The organism is Ruminococcus sp. FMBCY1, assembly GCF_023921805.1.
Classification (GTDB): Bacteria; Bacillota; Clostridia; order Oscillospirales; family Acutalibacteraceae; genus Ruminococcoides; species Ruminococcoides intestinale_A.
In genome coordinates, this window is sequence record NZ_CP074197.1 from 823676 (window position 1) to 844087 (window position 20412).

General features: G+C 39.0%; 18 protein-coding genes and 1 riboswitch. Of the genes, 11 read left to right on the plus strand and 7 right to left on the minus strand.

From position 1 onward, the window contains the following. Positions 1-106 precede the first annotated feature (106 nt). From ybaK to KGF34_RS03955, 4 genes are all read left to right on the plus strand, one after another. Complete coding sequence (gene ybaK, locus KGF34_RS03940) at positions 107-583, plus strand: Cys-tRNA(Pro) deacylase (RefSeq protein ID WP_022235491.1); 477 nt, start codon at positions 107-109, stop codon at positions 581-583. Positions 584-695: 112 nt separating this feature from the next. Continuing rightward, positions 696-1307 (plus strand): TetR family transcriptional regulator, encoded by a 612-nt coding sequence (locus KGF34_RS03945; RefSeq protein ID WP_022235490.1) that lies wholly within the window; start codon positions 696-698, stop codon positions 1305-1307. Between the two features lie 74 nt (positions 1308-1381). Further along, entirely contained in the window at positions 1382-5425 is a 4044-nt protein-coding gene (locus tag KGF34_RS03950) for an efflux RND transporter permease subunit (RefSeq protein ID WP_252559884.1), read from the plus strand. Between the two features lie 15 nt (positions 5426-5440). Then, positions 5441-5752 (plus strand): YbjQ family protein, encoded by a 312-nt coding sequence (locus tag KGF34_RS03955; protein ID WP_252559885.1) that lies wholly within the window; start codon positions 5441-5443, stop codon positions 5750-5752. 76 nt (positions 5753-5828) lie between these two features. On the opposite strand, the gene KGF34_RS03960 is transcribed toward KGF34_RS03955, so the two are convergent. Further along, positions 5829-6359, minus strand: a complete 531-nt coding sequence (locus KGF34_RS03960; protein WP_252559886.1) for a nitroreductase family protein — start codon at positions 6357-6359, stop codon at positions 5829-5831. Between the two features lie 185 nt (positions 6360-6544). Here KGF34_RS03960 and KGF34_RS03965 point away from each other — a divergent pair, with 185 nt between their 5' ends. The 6 genes from KGF34_RS03965 to groL all read left to right on the plus strand — a co-directional run bounded on the left by KGF34_RS03965 (position 6545) and on the right by groL (position 13280). Beyond that, positions 6545-7603, plus strand: coding sequence for a glycoside hydrolase family 25 protein (locus tag KGF34_RS03965; protein ID WP_252559887.1), 1059 nt, complete (start codon positions 6545-6547; stop codon positions 7601-7603). Between the two features lie 335 nt (positions 7604-7938). Further along, positions 7939-8238 (plus strand): anaerobic ribonucleoside-triphosphate reductase, encoded by a 300-nt coding sequence (gene nrdD / locus KGF34_RS03970; RefSeq protein ID WP_271229688.1) that lies wholly within the window; start codon positions 7939-7941, stop codon positions 8236-8238. A gap of 98 nt (positions 8239-8336) precedes the next feature. Then, a riboswitch (SAM riboswitch) is annotated at positions 8337-8433 on the plus strand. Positions 8434-8486: 53 nt separating this feature from the next. After that, the gene (gene metK / locus KGF34_RS03975) at positions 8487-9671 is read left to right on the plus strand and encodes a methionine adenosyltransferase (RefSeq protein WP_252559888.1); all 1185 of its coding nucleotides are present in this window, start codon (positions 8487-8489) and stop codon (positions 9669-9671) included. A gap of 314 nt (positions 9672-9985) precedes the next feature. Then, positions 9986-11140: an Mbeg1-like protein gene (locus KGF34_RS03980; protein ID WP_252559889.1), complete on the plus strand. Its 1155-nt coding sequence runs from the start codon at positions 9986-9988 to the stop codon at positions 11138-11140. A gap of 190 nt (positions 11141-11330) precedes the next feature. Next, on the plus strand, positions 11331-11615 hold the full coding sequence (locus KGF34_RS03985; RefSeq protein WP_022235482.1) for a co-chaperone GroES: 285 nt from the start codon (positions 11331-11333) through the stop codon (positions 11613-11615). 36 nt (positions 11616-11651) lie between these two features. Further along, entirely contained in the window at positions 11652-13280 is a 1629-nt protein-coding gene (gene groL, locus KGF34_RS03990; protein ID WP_186934638.1) for a chaperonin GroEL, read from the plus strand. Positions 13281-13559: 279 nt separating this feature from the next. Here the strand turns inward: groL and KGF34_RS03995 are convergent, their stop codons facing one another. The 5 genes from KGF34_RS03995 to KGF34_RS04015 form a co-directional block, all read right to left on the minus strand. Continuing rightward, on the minus strand, positions 13560-14084 hold the full coding sequence (locus KGF34_RS03995; RefSeq protein ID WP_252559890.1) for a methylated-DNA--[protein]-cysteine S-methyltransferase: 525 nt from the start codon (positions 14082-14084) through the stop codon (positions 13560-13562). A 44-nt stretch (positions 14085-14128) separates the two neighbouring features. Beyond that, complete coding sequence (locus KGF34_RS04000) at positions 14129-15091, minus strand: alpha/beta hydrolase (RefSeq protein ID WP_252559891.1); 963 nt, start codon at positions 15089-15091, stop codon at positions 14129-14131. A gap of 99 nt (positions 15092-15190) precedes the next feature. After that, entirely contained in the window at positions 15191-15910 is a 720-nt protein-coding gene (locus tag KGF34_RS04005; protein WP_186934635.1) for a CpsB/CapC family capsule biosynthesis tyrosine phosphatase, read from the minus strand. 24 nt (positions 15911-15934) lie between these two features. After that, positions 15935-17005, minus strand: coding sequence for a 3-isopropylmalate dehydrogenase (leuB, locus tag KGF34_RS04010; protein ID WP_252559892.1), 1071 nt, complete (start codon positions 17003-17005; stop codon positions 15935-15937). 137 nt (positions 17006-17142) lie between these two features. Beyond that, positions 17143-17772 carry a histidine phosphatase family protein gene (locus KGF34_RS04015; RefSeq protein ID WP_252559893.1) on the minus strand — a complete coding sequence of 210 codons (630 nt, stop codon included), beginning with the start codon at positions 17770-17772 and terminating at the stop codon, positions 17143-17145. A 72-nt stretch (positions 17773-17844) separates the two neighbouring features. On the opposite strand from KGF34_RS04015, the gene KGF34_RS04020 reads away from it, so the two are divergent. After that, positions 17845-18513 carry a helix-turn-helix transcriptional regulator gene (locus tag KGF34_RS04020; RefSeq protein WP_178586146.1) on the plus strand — a complete coding sequence of 223 codons (669 nt, stop codon included), beginning with the start codon at positions 17845-17847 and terminating at the stop codon, positions 18511-18513. Positions 18514-18641: 128 nt separating this feature from the next. Here the strand turns inward: KGF34_RS04020 and KGF34_RS04025 are convergent, their stop codons facing one another. Further along, on the minus strand, positions 18642-20270 hold the full coding sequence (locus tag KGF34_RS04025; protein WP_252559894.1) for a PASTA domain-containing protein: 1629 nt from the start codon (positions 20268-20270) through the stop codon (positions 18642-18644). Between the last annotated feature and the right edge of the window lie 142 nt (positions 20271-20412).

Genomic DNA, 20412 nt, shown 5'->3' on the forward strand with positions numbered 1-20412 from the left:
TAATTTATAACAATACTTGACATACACAAATTTCCACAATAAAATTATATGTGTATATTATTAAACATTATAATCATCATTACATATTTGTAATTTGGAGGCTGTTATGTCAGAATTTAAAACTAATGTAATGCGTATTCTCGAAAAAGCAAAAATAGATTATGCAGCACACGAATATCCGCACGGAAAAGACGCTGTTGACGGCATAAGCGTTGCCAAACTTTTGGGGCAAAATCCCGAATGTGTATTCAAAACGCTTGTCACAAAAGGCGTAAGCGGCAGCTACTTTGTATTTGTTGTTCCCGTTGCGGCGGAACTCGACCTTAAAAAAGCCGCAAAATCAGTTGGTGAAAAATCCGTTGAGATGATTCATGTAAAAGATATTTTAAAAGTAACAGGCTACATTCGAGGAGGCTGCTCACCTATCGGAATGAAAAAGCAATACCCTACCGTTTTCCACGAAAGTTGCCTTAACAATCCGAACATTATTGTAAGTGCGGGAAAAATCGGTTATCAGATTGACCTTGACCCTCAAACTTTAATTGAATTTACAAAAGGAAAATGTGCTGACATTATTAAGTAGTTTGTACACAAAAACTTCACATAACATTTGTGTTACCTTTATTGACTAAGGATTTATATAATGCTAAAATTATAGCAAATATGATAACCTGTCATATCAGGAGGTAATAGGTATGATTAAAAAAACATTTTACAATCTTCCGTACGAAAAAAGAAAGCGTATTACCGACGCTGTCATAAAAGAATTTATGGAACGACCTAACGAAAAGGTTTCTATAAACAGAATTATAAAAACCGCTGAAATTTCCCGAGGCAGTTTTTATCAGTATTTTGATGACAAGGTAGATTTGATAGAAATTATCACTAAAACTATGTTTGAAGAATCAAGCAACAAAGCCAAAGAAATTTTAAAACTTTCATGCGGCGACCTTTTTGTTATGTACATTAAAATGTTTGATTATTTCGGCGATTACAGCAGTCAAAAGCAAACAATGAAAATTATGCGAAACATTGTAGACAGCTTTAAGGCAAACGATGACCTTGTGAGCGAATATCTGAAAAATCGCTTTAATATGGCACTCACCAACAACGAGATTTACACTATGGTTGACAGACAAAATCTGAAATTTCAGGATAACGAAAGCGTTAAATGCCTCATAGAAATTCTTACACAAGTGCTTAAAAATGCAATTTTCGATGTTTTTGTCGCAGGCAGTGACCGTGAAGAAGTGCGTGAACGCCTTATCAAAAAAATCGACATAATCAAACAAGGCGCAGTCAAGTGATATTAGGTAATAAATAATTTATTAAACAGTAATTTTATGGAAATAATCGAAATAATCAATGAAAGAGGAATGATATGCTGCCAAAACTAAGTGTAAAAAAGCCGATGACAATTTTTGTGGCGGTTATTGTGGTAATTGTATTGGGTATAGTGTCGGTATTTAAAATGACGCCTGACTTACTGCCTAATATGGATTTTCCGTATGCAATAATTCTTACAACCTATCCGGGACAAACTCCGGAAACAGTTGAATCGGTGGTAACAAAACCGCTTGAACAGTCACTCTCAACCATTGACGGCGTAAAAACCATCACCTCCACCTCATCTGACAACTATTCAATATTGACACTTGAGTTTGAGGACGGTACAAATATGGACACCGCTACCGTTGATATGAGAGGCAATCTTGACACTATCAAAGATGCATGGCCTGACGGTGTAGGCAGTCCGTACCTTATGAAAATTAACCCTAATATGATGCCTGTAGCTATGGTTGCGGTTGATTACGACGGTTACGATACAGTGCAAATTTCCGACTATGTAAACAACGAACTGAAAAATCAGCTTGAGGGAATTGACGGTGTAGCCTCTGTATCTACAAAAGGTATTGTAACTCAAAAGGAAAATGTTATTATTTCGCAAACCAAGATTGACGCTCTCAACGCAAAAATCAATGACGCTCTCAATGACAAATTCGGCGATGCGGAAAAGAAAATTTCCGATGCAAAGAAAGAATTGCAGGACAATATTTCTAAAGCGGAGCAAGGCAGTGATACCATTGAGCAGTCAATAAACGACTTAAATTCTCAACAGGAAGAAGTTGCAAAACAGCTTGCTGACGCCCATGGTAAGGCACAAAGCGGTTACACTGAAATTTTGAATGCAAAAATGCAGTTGCTTGACCAACAGCAGTCGCTTACTGCAACCAAGCAAACTTTGACAATTGCCTACCAAACATTAACACAGATAAAAGAAAAGCTTGACAGTTTGCAGGACGAAAAAGCACAGCTTACACAACAGATAGAAGCTTTTGAAAAAATATACAACGACTACAAAGATGCGCTTAGCAAACTTGCAAACCCCGATCTTACAGACGAGCAGCTTGCACAGGTAAGAGCAATCCTTGCTAAAATAGATGAAGAACTTGATAAATACGGTTTTCCGAAAGAAGAGCTTGAAGAAAGACTTAATAATGCAAAAAATGCTCTTACAAATGTAGATAAAGCAATAACTCAAACAGTTGAGGCATTAAAAGGACTTGACACCACAGAAGAAAAACTTGATGATACAATAGCGGAAATTGCGGATAAAATATCTCAAGTAGACGGCGGTATTACACAAATTGCAGCCGCTGTAAAAGGTCTTGACAACAATACCGTATCTGTAAATCAGGCACTTTCAGAGATAGAAAAACAGCAATCTCTTGCGGCATATCAGCTTTCGGGCGGACTTTCTGCGCTAAACACAAAGCAAAGTGAAGTAAACAGTGCATTAACCCAGCTTAATTCCGCTCAAGAAGAATTAAAATCCGCAAGTGATGAACTCTCCGACCAAAAAGATAAAGCCAAAAAAGCCGCCGATATGACAAACACTGTTACAATAAGCAATGTTTCAAATATTCTTACGGCACAAAATTTCTCAATGCCTGCAGGATATGTAAGTGATGACGAAAATATTAAATATCTTGTGCGTGTCGGCGACAAAATAGACGGTGATAAAGAAATGCAGTCGCTTGCTCTTTTTGACACGGGAATTGACGGTATCGGCGTTGTAAAACTAGGCGATGTTGCAGATGTATTTATAGCTGACGATTCGGACGAGGTATTCACAAAGATTAACGGAAACTCCGGCGTTGTATTCAGTTTTTCAAAGCAGAGTGATGCCGCAACCGCTACTGTTTCCGAAAATATAGCCAAAAAGCTCAACTCTCTTACACAGGAAAACGAAGGTCTGCACTTTACCACCCTTATGGACCAGGGCGACTACATAGATATTATTATAAACAGCGTTTTACAGAATCTTCTTATGGGTGCTGTACTTGCAATTATAATTCTGTACCTTTTCTTAAGAGATATTAAACCAACCCTCATTGTTGCGCTTTCAATTCCTATCAGCGTTATTTTTGCACTTGTGCTGATGTATTTTAGCGGTGTTACTCTCAATATGATTTCGCTGTCGGGACTTGCAATCGGCGTAGGTATGCTTGTTGACAACTCGGTTGTAGTAATTGAAAATATATACCGACTGCGCAATTTGGGTGTGCCGCCTGTAAAAGCCGCTTTAAACGGTGCTAAACAGGTTGCGGGTGCAATTGCATCGTCTACACTTACAACAATTTGCGTATTCTTCCCTATCGTATTCATAGAGGGTCTTACCCGTCAGATATTTATGGATATGGCGCTTACTATCACCTATTCCCTGCTTGCAAGCCTTATTGTTGCCCTTACGCTTGTGCCTGCTATGGGTCAGCGTATGCTAAGAAAGGTTAAACCTGTTAAGCACGGAATGTTTGATAAAATGCTCGGCGGCTACGAAAAATCTATTCGTTTTGTATTAAAGCACAGAGCAATCGCACTTATCGCTGCAGTTGTACTTCTCTTTGGCAGTATGTTCGGTGCTGTGGCAAGAGGCTTCAGTTTTATGCCGAATATGGCAAGCACGGAGCTTTCCGTAACAGTCAGCCTTGACGACTCGGCTACTATGGATGATACCATTGATGCCGCACAAAACCTACTCGACACTCTTTCCGAGTATGACGAATTTGAAACTGTTGGTGTTATGACAGGTTCAACAACAAGCCTTATGGGTCTTACAGGCTCTGTATCGTCTTCCGATGCAGACAAAGGTTCTGTTATGGCATATGCAGTATTCAAAGACGACAAAGTAAAGAACAGCGAAAGTATCAGCAAAGAAATTGAAGCAGAACTTCAAAGTATTGACGGAGATGTGGTTGTAAGCGGCAGTTCATCTTCAAGCTCAATGTCAGCTATGCTCGGTGATGACGGTGTGTCAATCAAACTTTACGGTGACGACCTCAAAACTTTGCAGAATACCGCAAAAGATATGACGGAAAAACTTGCTGCGGTTGACGGTATTGACGAAACCGATAACGGTATCGGCGCTACTTCGGGCGAAATCAAGGTAACTGTCGATAAAACAAAGGCTGCCAAAAAGTCACTTACGGTTGCACAGGTATATCAGCAGATTGCCGCCGCAATCACCTCGGAAACCACATCTTCTACCCTTACAAACAGCGGCAAAGACCTTGATGTGGTTGTAATCAAAGACGAAAACAGTGATGTTACAAAGAACAATATCAAGGATATTAAACTCACTTATACAGACAAAGAAGGCAACGAAAAGACCACAAAACTCTCCGAAGTTGCCGAGATTTCAGATTCCGAATCAATGAATTCAATCACAAGAAGTGACCAAAAGCGTTATATTAAAGTCAGCGGTACTTTAAAAGACGGTTATACAAACACCGATGTTTCAAACAAGGCAAAAGCTGTATTTGATGATTATAAACTTCCTGACGGCTGCAGTATTGAATACTCGGGTTCAAACGAGAGCACAATGGAGGCTGTAAATCAAATGCTGCTTATGATGCTTTTAGGCATAATTCTTATTTACCTTATTATGGTTGCTCAATTCCAGAGCCTTAAGTCACCGTTTATCATTATGTTTACAATTCCTCTTGCATTTACGGGAGGATTCCTCGGATTGCTTATTACAGGTTTTGATGTCAGCGTTGTGGCATTGCTCGGTTTTGTAATGCTCTGCGGTATTATCGTAAACAACGGTATTGTACTTGTTGACTACATCAACAACCTAAGACTTGAGGGCAAAGAAAGACGAGAGGCAATTGTAGAGGCAGGCAAAACAAGAATGAGGCCTATCCTTATTACGGCAATCACAACCGTTCTCGGACTTTCAACAATGGCACTCGGTATAGGCACAGGTTCAGAGATTATGCAGCCTATCGCTATTGTATGTATCGGCGGTTTGCTGTACGCAACAATTATGACTCTTTATATTGTTCCTGTAATTTACGATATTTTAAGCAAAAAAGAACTTCGCAAAGTTAGCGAAAGCGACCTTGAGGAAATAGATATTTAATTGAGGAGAAAAATTATGATACTTACTACTACAGAAACAATTTCAGGCAAAAACCTTGCTACACTCGGTCTTGTGCAAGGCAACACAATTCAGTCGAAGCATATGTTCAGCGATATGGGACAGAGCTTTAAGACTATGGTTGGCGGCGAGCTTAAATCATACACTGAAATGATGAACAAGGCAAGAGATATTGCCACTCAGCGTATGATTGATATGGCTGCAAGAATGGGGGCGGACGCTATTGTATGCGTTCGTTACACATCAGCTTCTGTTATGCAGCAGGCTGCCGAAGTGCTTGCTTATGGCACAGCAGTTAAATTTATTTAAAACTGTAAAACCATAACAAAAAAACCTGTACGGCAACTGCTGTACAGGTTTTTACTTTACGCTTTGCTATATTAAATTAAAAGAACTTTGCAATATCCTCAATAGCCTTACGCTTTGGCATTGCAGGCTCTGCATTGCTGTAGCCTACTCCGATTACGCTTACTACCGCCTCGGTTTCGGGAATATCCAAAACCTCCTTGATTTTTTCGTTATCTCTTATACCCATTACAAGAGTTGCAAGTCCAAGTTCTGTTGCCTTAAGCAAAAGATTCATACTCTGCAAACCGCAGTCGTAAAATCCCCAACCGTTGCCGAGTTCGTTTGTCGGTGTACCGTCCTTTTCGTATCCGGAACGATTAAGCACAATTGCGGTAACAATAAGTGCGGGAGCGTCTGCAACATTTTTCTGATTGTAAGGCGACAATGCATTTTTAACATCTGCAAGTTTTTCGCCTGTTACCACATAGTAGCGTGATACCTGCGAGTTTTTCCATGACGGTGCAAGTTGAGCCGCCGCAATCATCTCTCTTAACTTTTCTGTTTCAACAGGTTTATTTATGTATTCTCTTACGCTTCTGCGAGTTTCCGTTACTTTTGATAATTCCATCATAATACCTCCGATTTCATTTTATTTATAAGGTAATATTAGCACAAAATAAAATTTTTTACAATAAAATTAGCCTAATTTCTGCAATTTTTGCACTTTAAGCACTGTAAATGAAAAGTTTAACTTTTGGTATTATTTTTAATATTATACTAAAGTAAACTTTATCAATTTGAAAGGATGATTTTATGGCAAAAGTAAGCTGTGTTGATATTTCAGAATTTCAGCAAGGCATTAATTTTAACAAAATGAAAAGCGACGGTATAAAAGCGGTCATTATAAGAGCAGGCTACGGCAGAGAATCAAGTCAGAAAGACAGTATGTTTGAAAGTCATTACAAAAACGCAAAAAGCGAAAATATGATGATTGGTGTGTACTGGTACAGTTACGCAGACAGCGTCGGCGATGCAGAAAAAGAGGCAAGGGCTTGCCTTGAATGCATTAATAACAAATCTCTTGATATGCCGATTTATTATGATTTGGAAGATAATTCACAAACTAAACTCGGCAAAGCAAAACTTACAGAAATTGCGGAACGCTTTTGTGAAACGATCAAGAAAAGTAACTACAGAGCAGGTGTATATGCTAATCTGAATTGGTTTAATAATTATCTCGATTACGATAAATTAAAGAAAAAGTACAGTATCTGGCTTGCACAATATAACTCCGTAAATGAATTAAACTGTGATATATGGCAGAACAGTTCATCAGGCAGAGTAAGCGGTTACGGCAAAAATATTGATACGAACATCATATTTAACGAAAGCGTTTTCAACAGCAAAAAAGAAGACGATAAAGACAAAGGAAAAATAACCAAACCCGATATTTTCTACAGAGTGCGCTGTGACGGAGTTTGGCTGCCCGAAGTAAAAAATCTTGAAGATTACGCAGGTTTAAAAGGCAAAGCAATTACGGATATTGCAATAAAAGTAAGTGAAGGCAAGGTGTGGTATCAGGTTCACACTAAAAGCGGATGGCTGCCAAAGGTGAGCGGATATGATATTGACGATTACGAAAACGGTTATGCAGGCAACGGCAGTAAAATTGACGCAATCAGAGTGTATTACACCACACCGCAGAGTATTGCCGAAAGTCTTAACAAATATCTTGTTGCAAAATATAAAGTTTCGGCAATAAGCAAAGAATATTTTGACTGGCAGCACGACGACCAAACTTCAAACGGTCAGGACGGCTACGCAGGACTTTTCGGTAACAACATAGACAGAGTTTTATTGGTGCTCGAATAAATATATAAGGCGGTGGAAGCATCGCCTTATTTGCTTGAAATAAAAAATTTTGTGCTAAAATATTCATATACAATTACAAATCGGGAAATTAAAATAATAAAAATTGTTATTTGAGGGCAAAACTTTTGTCCTCTTTGCTTTTATATATTTGTCAACTGTAAAAATAAACAAAAATACTTACTTTTATTTGTGCGAATAATTCCTATTTTGATATTGCATACAACAAGATGTTGTGCTATAATAGATTTACTCTACAAGATATATGCTTTTAAAGAATTAAAAGTTACATTATACATTAAAGAGGATTATGAAATTACGAAAGGGAAGGATTTATTATGACAGTAAATGTAAAGGGCGGAAAGCTCAGCAAAAAGGAAATTGAGGCATACACAACACAGCTTCGAGAGGCTAATCCGGATAAATATATCAAGAATGTTGAACTCACAGTTGACGGTGACTATGTTGATGTTAAATACGATTACGATTCTGTTCCGTTTGAAAGAATCCGCAGAATCACAGGCTATCTTGTAGGTACGATAGACCGCTTTAACAATGCAAAGCGTGCCGAGGTTGAGGACAGAGTAAAACACAGCGTACCTTGTACAGAATGTTGTTCCGTTGATGAAATCGCATAATTTTTTTGTTTGATTATCCGATTTTATAATATACCTGTTATTTCTTGTTGACTTTTGTCGATATAACGGTATATAATTAAAACAATAAGTTAATATTTATCTTATCAAGAGCGACTGAGGGAACAGGCCCTGTGAAGTCCGGCAACCTACATTTGCAAGGTGCCAAATCCTGCGGTATTTACCGAAAGATGAGTCTTAATAGCACCTTTCGGCTGAAAGGTGCTTATTTTTTGCAAAGGAGAATTATAATGGCAAAACATTTTTTCACTTCTGAGTCAGTAACAGAGGGACATCCCGACAAAGTTTGCGACCAGATTTCCGATGCTGTTCTTGACGCTATTCTCGAACAGGATAAAAACGCTCATGTTGCCTGCGAGGTAACCGCTACAACAGGTGTAGTTCATGTTATGGGCGAAATTTCTACAGACTGCTATGTTGACATTGCAGGTATCGCAAGAAAAGTTGTAAATGACATCGGCTATGACAACCAGGCGTGCGGTTTTAACGGCAATACTTGCGCTGTACTCACTTCTATTGACCAGCAGAGCCCTGATATTGCAATGGGCGTAAACGAAAGCTACGAGCTTAAAGACGGCGAAAATGACGCCAACAATCAGATTGGTGCCGGCGACCAGGGTATGATGTTCGGCTACGCTTGCAACGAAACCAAAGAGCTTATGCCGCTTGCTATCTCACTTGCTCACAAGCTTGCAAAACAGCTTACAGCGGTAAGAAAAGACGGTACTCTCTCCTACCTTCGTCCTGACGGTAAAACACAGGTAACCGTTGAGTATGAGGGTGACACACCTGTAAGGGTAGACACCGTTGTTGTGTCTACACAGCACGATGAAAAGGTTACACTGGAGCAGATCAGAAAAGATATGGTTGAATATGTAGTAAAGCCAATCATTCCTGCCGAGCTTTTAGACGAAAACACAAAATATTTCATCAACCCGACAGGCAGATTTGTAATCGGCGGCCCTGTAGGCGATTCAGGTCTTACAGGCAGAAAGATTATAGTTGATACCTACGGCGGATTTTCTCGTCACGGCGGCGGTGCATTCAGCGGTAAAGACCCGACAAAGGTTGACAGAAGTGCCGCTTACTACGCAAGATACATCGCAAAGAATATTGTTGCCGCAGGTCTTGCCGATAAGTGCGAGGTTCAGCTTGCATATGCAATCGGTGTTGCTAAACCTGTATCAATAATGGTAGATGCTTTCGGTTCATCAAGCTACACAAACGAACAGCTTTCAGACGCTGTGGAAAAGGTATTTGACTGCCGTCCGAATTCTATTATTGAGCAGTTAAAGCTTAAAGAAACAAAGTATCGTCCGCTTGCCGCTTACGGTCATATGGGCAGAGAAGAACTCGGCGTTGCTTGGGAAAAGACAGATAAAGCACAGGCTCTCGTTAAAGCTATTAACGAATAATTATTAAAACAAATACACAAACCGCTCTTCTAAAAAATTCTTAGGAGAGCGGTTTTTATAATTTGTCGGTTCTATCCTTAAGTCAAAAAATTATAAAAGGTTGACCAAACTTTTATAATTATTTAGATTATAAAAGAAAGTTGTAAACAATTGCGAAATTCAAAACAATATATCCGTTACGGTTTTAAAAACAAAAAAATTCGGTGAAAATATTGCATATTTTGCAGTGGGCTTTCTGAATTTTATGTGAATTATATTGCTTTTTAAGTGCAAATTTTATAAAATTTAATTATTAATATATTGCGAGGTGGGTTATGAATAATCTTATAAACTATTTAAAATGGCGTGGCGATTTAGGTTTTGACATTTCACCTTTAAACGAAGTTGACGCTCTTATATTTTCAGAGCTTGTTTATCTTGATTTTTCGGGATATACAGAAAAATCACAGCTTCCGCTTTCCGACATAAATAAACTTTATTTTAAAGAAAAGCGTGATGTTGTTTTTAAAGATTACTATGTAATTAAAGATTTTTACAACACAGTCGGCAAGGAAATAACCAAGTTATTATCCGAATCAGCTAAAAGCAACAGGTTAAAAAATATATATGTATCGGATTTTGCGGCATATGACTGCGAAGATAATCCAATGCAATTCGGCGCTTGCACTTTTCATTTTGATACAGATAAATTATTTATCGCTTACCGTGGCACAGACAATACGCTCAACGGTTGGAAAGAAGATTGTATGATTGCCATAACCGACAATATTCCCTCACAGCTTAACGCAGCGGCATATCTGAGTATGGTTGCAAACAAATATCCAAACAGCGAAATATACCTCGGAGGTCACTCCAAAGGCGGAAATCTCGCAATCTATTCCGCTGTAAATACTTTTCCTGAAATCAAAGACAGAATAATAGCTGTATATAACAACGACGGTCCGGGTTTTTCAAAGGAATTCATAGAAAGTGAGCAGCACAAAGAAATTGCCGACAGAATCACTACCTTTGTTCCGCAGTCATCATTTGTGGGTATGTTACTTGAGCATGATGAAGATTATATAATAGTAAAAAGCGCAAGTCATTCTTTCTGGCAGCACGATGCTTTCAGCTGGAATGTAGTAGGCACACACTTTGTACACCTTGATGAAGATACCAAGAGCATTAAATTTGCCGAAAAAAATATGAAAGAGCTTATTGACGGACTTACAACCGAACAGAAAAAACAAATCATAGACTCTGTATTTCAAATTATGGCAGAAGGCGGTAAAATCACCTTTGACGACATACGAAAGGCAGGCATAAAAAATATACCGACTATGATTAAAGCATTTAATAAGATAGACAATGAATCTAAAAAGGCTCTTACGGACGGAATTGTATTGCTTGCAAAACTTTCCATTAAAAACGGCTATGAAATAAATAAACCTGAACCTAAAGGTAAACTAAAGAAAAAAGGGCTTGTTTAAGTTATTTTAGTTCTATATACGAATTATAATGCAGTGCTGTACAAATAAATTTAATTGTTTATAAATTAAAGGTCAAATTTAGTCAAATTTCTCTTGACATTTCTAAAAAATGGTATAAAATATAATTAGCACTCAAGGATACAGAGTGCTAACCGAAATAACACATAAACTTTTTAGGAGGATTTATATTATGAGTATTAAACCATTACTTGACAGAGTAGTATTACAGGTTGAAGAAGCCGAAGAAAAAACAAAGAGCGGTATCATTCTTTCATCTGCCGCACAGGAAAAGCCACAGTTTGCAAGAGTAGTTGCAGTAGGCCCCGGCGGAGTTGTTGACGGCAACGAAGTTAAGATGTATGTAAATGTCGGCGACAAAGTAATCGCAAGCAAGTATGCAGGCACAGAAGTTAAGATTGACGGTGAAGAGTACACAATCGTTCGTCAGTCAGATATTCTTGCAACAGTAGAATAATTATTTTTATTTGATATATTTTGGAGGTAATTAATTATGGCTAAACAAATTGCTTATGGTGAAGAAGCAAGAAAATCTCTTATGAGAGGTATTGACCAGCTTGCTGATACAGTTAAAATCACACTCGGTCCTAAGGGCAGAAATGTTGTACTTGACAAAAAGTACGGCGCTCCGCTCATCACAAACGACGGTGTAACAATTGCTAAGGAAATTGAGCTTGACGACCCATTCGAGAATATGGGCGCACAGCTTGTTAAGGAAGTTTCAATCAAAACAAACGATGTTGCAGGTGACGGTACTACAACAGCTACACTTCTTGCTCAGGCTCTTATCAGAGAGGGTATGAAGAATGTAACAGCAGGCGCAAACCCAATGGTTCTTAAGAAAGGTATTGCAGACGCTATCAATGTTGCGGTAAAGGCTGTTTCTGACAACAGCAAGCAGGTTTCGGGTTCTGACGATATTGCAAGAGTTGCTACAGTTTCTTCACAGGATGAGTTCATCGGTAAGCTCATTGCCGAGGCTATGGAAAAGGTTACAACAGACGGTGTTATCACAGTTGAAGAGTCAAAGACAGCCGAAACTTACAGCGAAGTTGTAGAAGGTATGATGTTTGACCGTGGTTACATCGCTCCTTATATGGTAACAGATACAGACAAGATGGTTGCAGAACTTGACAACCCATACATTCTTATTACAGATAAGAAGATTTCAAATACACAGGAAATTCTCCCGATTCTTGAGCAGATTGTTCAGTCAGGCAGAAAACTCCTTATCATTGCCGAAGATGTAGAGGGCGAAGCTCTTACAACTCTCGTACTCAACAAGTTAAGAGGTACATTTACTTGTGTTGCTGTTAAGGCACCGGGCTTTGGCGACAGAAGAAAAGAAATGTTACAGGATATCGCAACACTTACAGGCGGTACAGTAATTACATCAGACTTAGGTCTTGAGCTTAAAGATACAACAATGGATCAGCTTGGTACTGCTCGTCAGGTAAAGGTTGAGAAAGAGAACACAATCATTGTTGACGGTGCAGGCGACAAGGACGCTATTAAGGGCAGAGTTGCACAGATTCGTCAGCAGATTGAAACAACAACATCTGATTTTGACCGTGAAAAACTTCAGGAGCGTCTTGCTAAACTCGCAGGCGGCGTTGCAGTAATCAAAGTCGGTGCTGCTACCGAAGTTGAAATGAAAGAAAAGAAACTCAGAATCGAAGATGCTCTTGCCGCTACTAAGGCTGCTGTTGAAGAGGGTATCGTAGCAGGCGGCGGTATCGCTTGTATGAACGCTATTCCAGCTGTTTCCGCTTTTGTTGATACACTTGAGGGTGATGCTAAGACAGGTGCTAAGATTGTTCTTAAAGCTCTTGAAGAGCCGCTCCGTCAGATTGCCGCAAATGCAGGTCTTGAGGGTAGCGTAATCTGCGAAAACATCAAGAAAGCTAACAAGGTTGGTTACGGCTTTAACGCTCTTACAGAGGAATACACAGATATGATTGAGGCAGGTATCGTTGACCCGACAAAGGTTACCCGTTCTGCTCTCCAGAACGCATCTTCTGTTGCTGCAATGGTACTCACAACAGAGTCACTCGTTGCAGATATTAAAGAGCCTGCAGCTCCTGCTGCTCCTGCTGCTCCTGATATGGGCGGTATGTACTAATTTAAAGCTCCTTATAAAATCCCTTAAAAATTCATCTGCCATACCTGATTTGGTATGGCAGATTTTTTATGTTTATAATTAATCATACTTAAACGGTTCTTTATAAAAGTTAGAATAAATATGGTATAGCGAAACACATAAGCCAAGCAATTATAAAAGTTTGGTCGAACTTTTATAAGATTGTGGGTGTGGGCAAAGCCCACAAATATTTTCCTGTTTTGCTACTTGAACACAATGGCGAAAATCTATTAAAAAGTTTTGCAGCTTAAATTTTACAAACTATTTACTTTTAGGCACAAACAGCTTAGACATATCGACATTTTCAAATTTTAAAAGTTTTTCTTTAATATCAACACCACCCGCATAGCCTGTCAAACTTCCGTCCTTACCTACTACCCTGTGGCACGGAACAATGATTGAAATAGGATTATGTCCCACTGCGCCACCCACAGACCGTGCAGACATCTTCTCTACTCCCCTGTTTTCAGCCATAAGTTTAGCTATTTCACCGTATGTCATTATTTTACCGTACGGTATAGTCAAAAGTATTTTCCAAACTTCATTACGAAACGAAGTTGACGATAAAAACAAAGGCGGCGTAAAATCGGGATTTTTGCCGCTAAAATAAATATCAAGCCATTTTGCCGTCTGCTCAAAAACAGGCAGATTTTTTTGCTCATATTCTTTAGTAAGCGTAGAAGCAAAATATTTTTGCCCGTTAAACCATAATCCCGTAAGTTCTTTTCCGTTGCTTGCAAAAGTAATTTTTCCAAGCGGTGAATTGTAATGATTTATGTAGTGCATAATATTCTCCTATGCCGATAAACAGTTTTATCCTGCTTATCGGCTTATTTACTTAACTTATCAACAAATGCAAGCATACGGCTTTCATAGGCTTTTTTATCAATGTAATGCGACTCGGCGTGTTCCGACTCTCTTACTATAAAAAGCTCCTTATACGCCTTACAGTGGGAATAATTTTTCATTGTCATCCATAGCGGTACAAATTCGTCATTTTCTCCGTGGATAAATAAAACAGGAATATCCGATTTTGCAATTTCCGCAGCGGTATTAACATCTTTATATCCGTAACCGGCACGAATTTTTGACATAATATTTGTAAGATAAATGATAGGGAATCTCGGAAGATGATAATCTCTTTTCAGTACATACTCAAAAATTTCGTCTACGCTTGTAAATCCGCAGTCTGCAATAATGCCACGCACATTTTTTGGCATAATACTGCTTGCCATAAGTACAGTTGCACCACCCATTGATATACCGTGCAAAAATATTTTTATATTACTGCCGAAACGATTTACAGTATATTTCACCCAATTGCGCAGATCTAATCTGTCAAGCACTCCAAAGCCTACATATTTGCCCTCACTTTGCCCGTGTGCCCTGTTATCCACAAGAAGTACATTATACCCGTTTAAATAATAAGTACGGGCAAGGCTTGCAAAATCCTTTTTACCGCTGCCTGTAAAGCCGTGAACACAAATAATAATTTTATCGGAAAATTTTTCGTTTTCAAGCAAAGCGCCGTATAATCGCAGTCCGTCAAAAGACTTTATATAAACATTAATATATGGCATATTTTCAAGCCATAATCTGCCTGTTTTTGCAATCGGATAATGCCTGTACCAGCTTGCTACGGCATCAATGTCCTTTTGACAACTGCTCTTTTTTTGCCTGTAAATAATCATTTTAAACAGATATTCAGACACAAGCACACTGCAAGCCACGAGAAGTACAACAAACAACAATATTCCCACTAAAATCTCAAACACGGCTATTCCCCATTTCATAAGGCAAGGTTTTTACTGCTCTTAATAGTATATCCGTACCTTTAAGATTTTAGTATAAAATTAAAAGGATGTACCGAAAAAGTACATCCTTTATTGTTATCAAAGTGCGCTGTTGAAGATTTCTTCTGCGTTGCTCATCATTTTTCTTACTGTGCTTTGTCCGCATTTTGCAGAAATAAAGTCCAAAGCCTCTGTAAATGTGCGTGGGTCATTATGGGTCAATGAATGTGCATCACTGCCGATAACATCAATATATCCGCCTTTTATAAGCTTTATAAGCTTAAGTTTTGAGAAAAATGACGCTTTTTTGGTATAAGAATTGGTGTTGGTCTGGATAATTACACCCATATCCTTAAGCTCACCGATAATAGACGGATCGTTGATTAAAGCAGGGTATCTTTCAACATGAGTAAGAACAGGAATCATATTGTAATTCTCTGTAAGTTTTACAAAATACTCCATAGTGTGACTTGAAAACTGCGATGTGTAAGCAAACTCGGTAAGTATGTAATTGGAGTTGCCGTAACAAGCGCAGGAAAAGTCATCTCCGTTAAACATATATCGAGTGACATAAACTTCCGCACCAACAACAACTTTCATACCGTCAGGAATATGCGGCATAAGTTTATCAATCGCATGCTGTCTTTGTGCGGCAAAATCCTCTGCACTGATTTCATTTGTATAAAAATGAGGAGTAAGACAAACATTTGTTACGCCTTGTTTTTTTAGTTCATTTAATATAACAAGGCTTTTTTCTACGCTTGGCGCTCCGTCATCAATTCCAGGAAGTATATGCGAGTGCATATCGTACAACTGCATTTTACTCCTCCATTCTGTTAGATATTAAAGTGCCTCACATACGAGGTCGCCCATCTGCTCACAAGTAACCTTGTTTGTACCCTCTTCGTAAATATCCGGTGTACGGTTATTCTCAAGAACTTTGGTAACTGCTGCCTCAATAGCGTCTGCCGCCTTTGGCTGATCAAGTGAATAACGGAGCATCATTGCAACAGAAAGAATTGTTGCAAGCGGGTTTGCGATACCAAGACCTGCAATGTCAGGAGCCGAACCGTGGATTGGCTCGTAAAGACCGCTCTTGCTCTCTGAAAGGCTTGCAGATGCGAGCATACCGATTGAACCGCTGATCATTGACGCCTCATCAGAAAGAATATCGCCAAAGATATTTGAAGTAACAATAACATCAAACTGACCCGGGTTTCTTACAAGCTGCATAGCACAGTTGTCAACATACATATAGTTAAGCTCAACTTCGGGATATTCCTTAGAAATTCTTGTTACTGTTTCTCTCCAAAGTCTTGATGACTCAAGTACATTTGCCTTATCAACGCTTGTGAGCTTTTTATTTCTCTTCATTGCAAGGTCAAAAGCTACTCTTGCAATTCTCTCTACTTCCGGTACGGAATACTGTTCTGTATCCCATGCGGCAGGCTGACCGTCAACTTCTGTTCTGCCTCTCTTACCAAAGTAAATACCGCCGGTGAGTTCACGAACAATCATAATATCGAGCGAACCGCCGATAATTTCATCTTTAATCGGTGATGCTTTCTTAAGAGGTTCAAAAATAACAGCAGGACGAAGGTTTGCAAAAAGTCCGAGTGCTCCTCTGATGCCGAGAAGACCTGCTTCGGGACGATTATTACCCGGCTGATTATCCCACTTAGGACCGCCTACTGCGCCTAAAAGCACACTGTCTGCTGCCTTACATTTAGCAACTGTTTCATCAGGGAGCGGAACTCCTGTTGCGTCAATAGCACAACCGCCGAGGAGTGCCTCGTCATATTCTACTGTAAAATTAAACTTTTCGCTTGCTTTGTTGAGTACCTTAACAGCCTGGTTTACGATTTCAGGACCGATACCGTCACCTTTTAACAAAACGATTTTGTAGTCTGCCATATTAATATCTCCTTTGAGTTAATATATTTGTCAGTATAGGCATAAATAAATGATTTTATTACACCTTTATATTACATTATTGCACAATCTTTCGCAAAAGATTGTAAACTGCGCTACAATTCGTACTATTTTAAAAATTAATCTTCAATATCCTTTTTTTCGGGAATTACCGAGAATACCTCCATAATCTTATCTCTCTGCCAAAGCTGCGGTGTAATTCTTACGGAGTAGCCGAAACCGTTGTCCATAACCCATTCAAAAGGCTTTGCCTGTGGCATTCCGTACACTGCAAGCAAGGTCATTATAACGCCGCCGTGTGTGACAATAACGCTTTCTGTTGTGCCTGTTTTGATAAGTCCCTCAACAATGCTTTCAAACATTTTGCAGATTCTGCGTGTGAAATCGGCATTGCTCTCACCTCTCGGAGGTTTTACCGAGGGGTCACCCGCAAGCCATTTTTGGAAATCTTCATCTTCGTTTAAATCATTTGCGGTTTTTTCCTCCCATTCGCCAAAATTACATTCCGAAAGATTGGCGATGACAATCGGATTTTGCTCCGGATAAAGAATTTTGCAAGTCTGTGTACAACGCTTTAACGGACTTGTAAACACTGCCTGTGCACCAGGATAACGATATTCGTAATCAAGTTTTCTAAGTTCTGTTTTTCCTTTATCCGAAAGCGGAACATCAGTAGTGCCTATGTACTTGCCCGATAAAGTTTCGTCTATACTTCCGTGGCGAAGAAAGTGAATAATATAAGATTTCATAATTGTAACTCCTATGGTATTTACAAATTGTAATTAATATATTATACTGTTCGTATAAAAGAGGTGCTTTCAATGAACAGTGATTTTCCTATGATAATTTCAATGCTACGAAGAGAACGCAGATTAAGCCAAAAGCAGGTAGCGGCGGACTTGGGTATTTCCCAGGCGCTACTCTCTCATTACGAAAAAGGAATAAGAGAATGCGGACTTGATTTTCTCGTAAAAACTGCCGAATATTACGATGTGTCTTGTGATTATTTGCTTGGCAGAACACCGAACAGAAACGGTCAGCAGGCACAGCCTGTCAATATACCCGATGCGGAGATTCCGACAGTTGAGCCGGGCAGCAATATGGTCGCTATGATTAACAAAAAAGTTGTAATGAATACAAGCGCCGTTATTTTCGATATACTCGATAAACTCGGAAACAAAAAGCTGACAAACGCTGTAAGCAACTATCTTATGAATGCCCAGTATCAGGCATTTCGTTCGGTATATTCGTGTGAAGAAAGCAACCCGCAGGATTTATTTACGCTGAACAAAAGCAAGTACAGAAGTCTTTGCAGCGCAGCTATGACGCTCGACCTTGCTATGATTGACGCTATAATCGAAAGTAAGACCGAAAATACATCAATTGCTCTTTCACCCGATTTGCTTTCAAGATATTTTGAAAAAGGTACTGCTTCACTTTTTACATTGGTAAGGAATGCGGAAAAAAGCGTAAAAAGCAAGTTTAAATAAACGGTTCTTTGTAAAAAGTCGGATAATTATGGTTTTGCAAATTGATTTGTAATATAAATTTTAAATTCTTAAATCAAAATGGCTGAGTCAATATACAATTGATTCAGCCATTATTTTTAGCTTTAATATCAGGAAGTTGCTTGAGTTGTAGTCTGCTGTCTGCCCTTACTTACAATAATTATAATGTTAGAACCGCTTTCAAGAGTATCGCCTGCAACATGATTTTTGTAGCCGATAACTCTGTTTTCCGCTACTGTATCACTGTACTGATATTCAGCTGTAGCAAGAAGTCCCGCATCTGCAAGCGACTGCGCAGCCTCATCAATTTTATTACCCTGAATTGCAGGAAGTTCACGCATCTGAGCACCAAGACTGACTGTTACAGAAACTGTAATACCGTCTTCCTGCTCTACTTTAGAACCTGCCGGAGGATACTGTTCCATTACAACACCGTCGGCATATTTATCGCTGTAAGCATCATTGTAATCTCTGTAAACCACAACGCTGTCATCGGAAGCCGCAGCCTTTACAACATCTTCGTACTTCATTCCGACATAGTTAGGAACAACAGGACCTGTCCATTCCGTGCTTGATGTAGACGCTGCAGTGGCATCAGTATTACCCGAGAATAATCCTGCAAGCGGATTCTGCATAAGCCAAAATACACCGGCAATACCAAGTACAAGAACTGTAATTGCAACAGAAATAGTAACAATGGAAGTATGCGACATACCGTTATTACGGCGTGACTGCTCCTTTGTAATATTCATACTTGCTGTTCTCGAAATTTCGTCCTGAATAGCCTTTGCGGTATGTGCAACGGAAAGTTGAGAACGAAGCTCGTCAAAATCTGTAATTCTGTTCTCACGCTGAACCTGTAAACCGTTTGCAAGTGCAGATACAACATGAGGAGGCAAACTCTTTACAGTAGATGTGCTCATAAGAAGTCTGCTGTCTTTTAAACGCTCAACCGCACTCTTTGGAAGATGACCTGTAAGTGCATAGAAAAGTGTAGAACAAAGTCCGTAAATATCCGTAATATCATCAAGCGGAAAATTATCTTCATACTGTTCGGGTGCTGCTGCGCCTGAAAACAATTGAGATTTAAGCGCTGTACCACGCTTACGCTCATTTTCCGTAGCATAGCCTGCCATTCTGATTTTACCCGAAGCAGTAATAAACAGATTTTTAGGTGCTACCGCATAATGACCGACACCACGCTTATGAAGAGCCTCAAGTGCCGAAATTACGGGCATAAAGAGCGGTCTTGCAATATCCCAGTCAAGATGACCGTTGCTACGCTCAATATATTCTTCAAAAGGAATAAGGTCCTCTTTTTCTTCAATAGCATATGCTGTATTGTTTTCTTCAAAAACATCAACAATATTTGTAAGTGCCGAAAGATCCTTTAATTCTGAAATAATGCGAAAATATGAAATAAACTCATCTTTAAGTTTATTAAAAGCAAGTCTGTCATCGTAATTAACTTTTAATTCAGTCTGTCCTTCATCTCTTGAAAAAAGACCGATCGGTAAAAATTCAGTTACAATTACAACATCGCCCGTCTGCTTGTCAAAAGCAATATAGCGTGTTGATTCACCGTTAGTTTCAAGTCCGGTACCTGTTACATATCTGCCTGCAAGCTCTGTGCCAAAAGGCAGAAAAGGTGCCGACTGAACTTCTGAATTATCAAAATGGCAGTTCGGGCAGATTACACTACCGTTAAGTTCCTGCATACAACCCATACATAATGACATAAAAATTCAACTCCAAATAGAATAACACAAAACGAAATGATACTAATATATTATATCATAAGGTTATAATTCTTTTCAAGACTAATGAGTGTCATTATAGTTACAATTTTGTTATTACAACCGTTTATATAACAATGACATC

Excerpts from the sequence above, each read along its gene's own strand:
- ybaK (WP_022235491.1), top strand. The coding sequence starts at position 107 with ATGTCAGAATTTAAAACTAATGTAATGCGTATTCTCGAAAAAGCAAAA.
- KGF34_RS03945 (WP_022235490.1), top strand. The coding sequence starts at position 696 with ATGATTAAAAAAACATTTTACAATCTTCCGTACGAAAAAAGAAAGCGT.
- KGF34_RS03950 (WP_252559884.1), top strand. The coding sequence starts at position 1,382 with ATGCTGCCAAAACTAAGTGTAAAAAAGCCGATGACAATTTTTGTGGCG.
- KGF34_RS03955 (WP_252559885.1), top strand. The coding sequence starts at position 5,441 with ATGATACTTACTACTACAGAAACAATTTCAGGCAAAAACCTTGCTACA.
- KGF34_RS03960 (WP_252559886.1), bottom strand. The coding sequence starts at position 6,359 with ATGGAATTATCAAAAGTAACGGAAACTCGCAGAAGCGTAAGAGAATAC.
- KGF34_RS03965 (WP_252559887.1), top strand. The coding sequence starts at position 6,545 with ATGGCAAAAGTAAGCTGTGTTGATATTTCAGAATTTCAGCAAGGCATT.
- nrdD (WP_271229688.1), top strand. The coding sequence starts at position 7,939 with ATGACAGTAAATGTAAAGGGCGGAAAGCTCAGCAAAAAGGAAATTGAG.
- metK (WP_252559888.1), top strand. The coding sequence starts at position 8,487 with ATGGCAAAACATTTTTTCACTTCTGAGTCAGTAACAGAGGGACATCCC.
- KGF34_RS03980 (WP_252559889.1), top strand. The coding sequence starts at position 9,986 with ATGAATAATCTTATAAACTATTTAAAATGGCGTGGCGATTTAGGTTTT.
- KGF34_RS03985 (WP_022235482.1), top strand. The coding sequence starts at position 11,331 with ATGAGTATTAAACCATTACTTGACAGAGTAGTATTACAGGTTGAAGAA.
- groL (WP_186934638.1), top strand. The coding sequence starts at position 11,652 with ATGGCTAAACAAATTGCTTATGGTGAAGAAGCAAGAAAATCTCTTATG.
- KGF34_RS03995 (WP_252559890.1), bottom strand. The coding sequence starts at position 14,084 with ATGCACTACATAAATCATTACAATTCACCGCTTGGAAAAATTACTTTT.
- KGF34_RS04000 (WP_252559891.1), bottom strand. The coding sequence starts at position 15,091 with ATGAAATGGGGAATAGCCGTGTTTGAGATTTTAGTGGGAATATTGTTG.
- KGF34_RS04005 (WP_186934635.1), bottom strand. The coding sequence starts at position 15,910 with ATGCAGTTGTACGATATGCACTCGCATATACTTCCTGGAATTGATGAC.
- leuB (WP_252559892.1), bottom strand. The coding sequence starts at position 17,005 with ATGGCAGACTACAAAATCGTTTTGTTAAAAGGTGACGGTATCGGTCCT.
- KGF34_RS04015 (WP_252559893.1), bottom strand. The coding sequence starts at position 17,772 with ATGAAATCTTATATTATTCACTTTCTTCGCCACGGAAGTATAGACGAA.
- KGF34_RS04020 (WP_178586146.1), top strand. The coding sequence starts at position 17,845 with ATGAACAGTGATTTTCCTATGATAATTTCAATGCTACGAAGAGAACGC.
- KGF34_RS04025 (WP_252559894.1), bottom strand. The coding sequence starts at position 20,270 with ATGTCATTATGTATGGGTTGTATGCAGGAACTTAACGGTAGTGTAATC.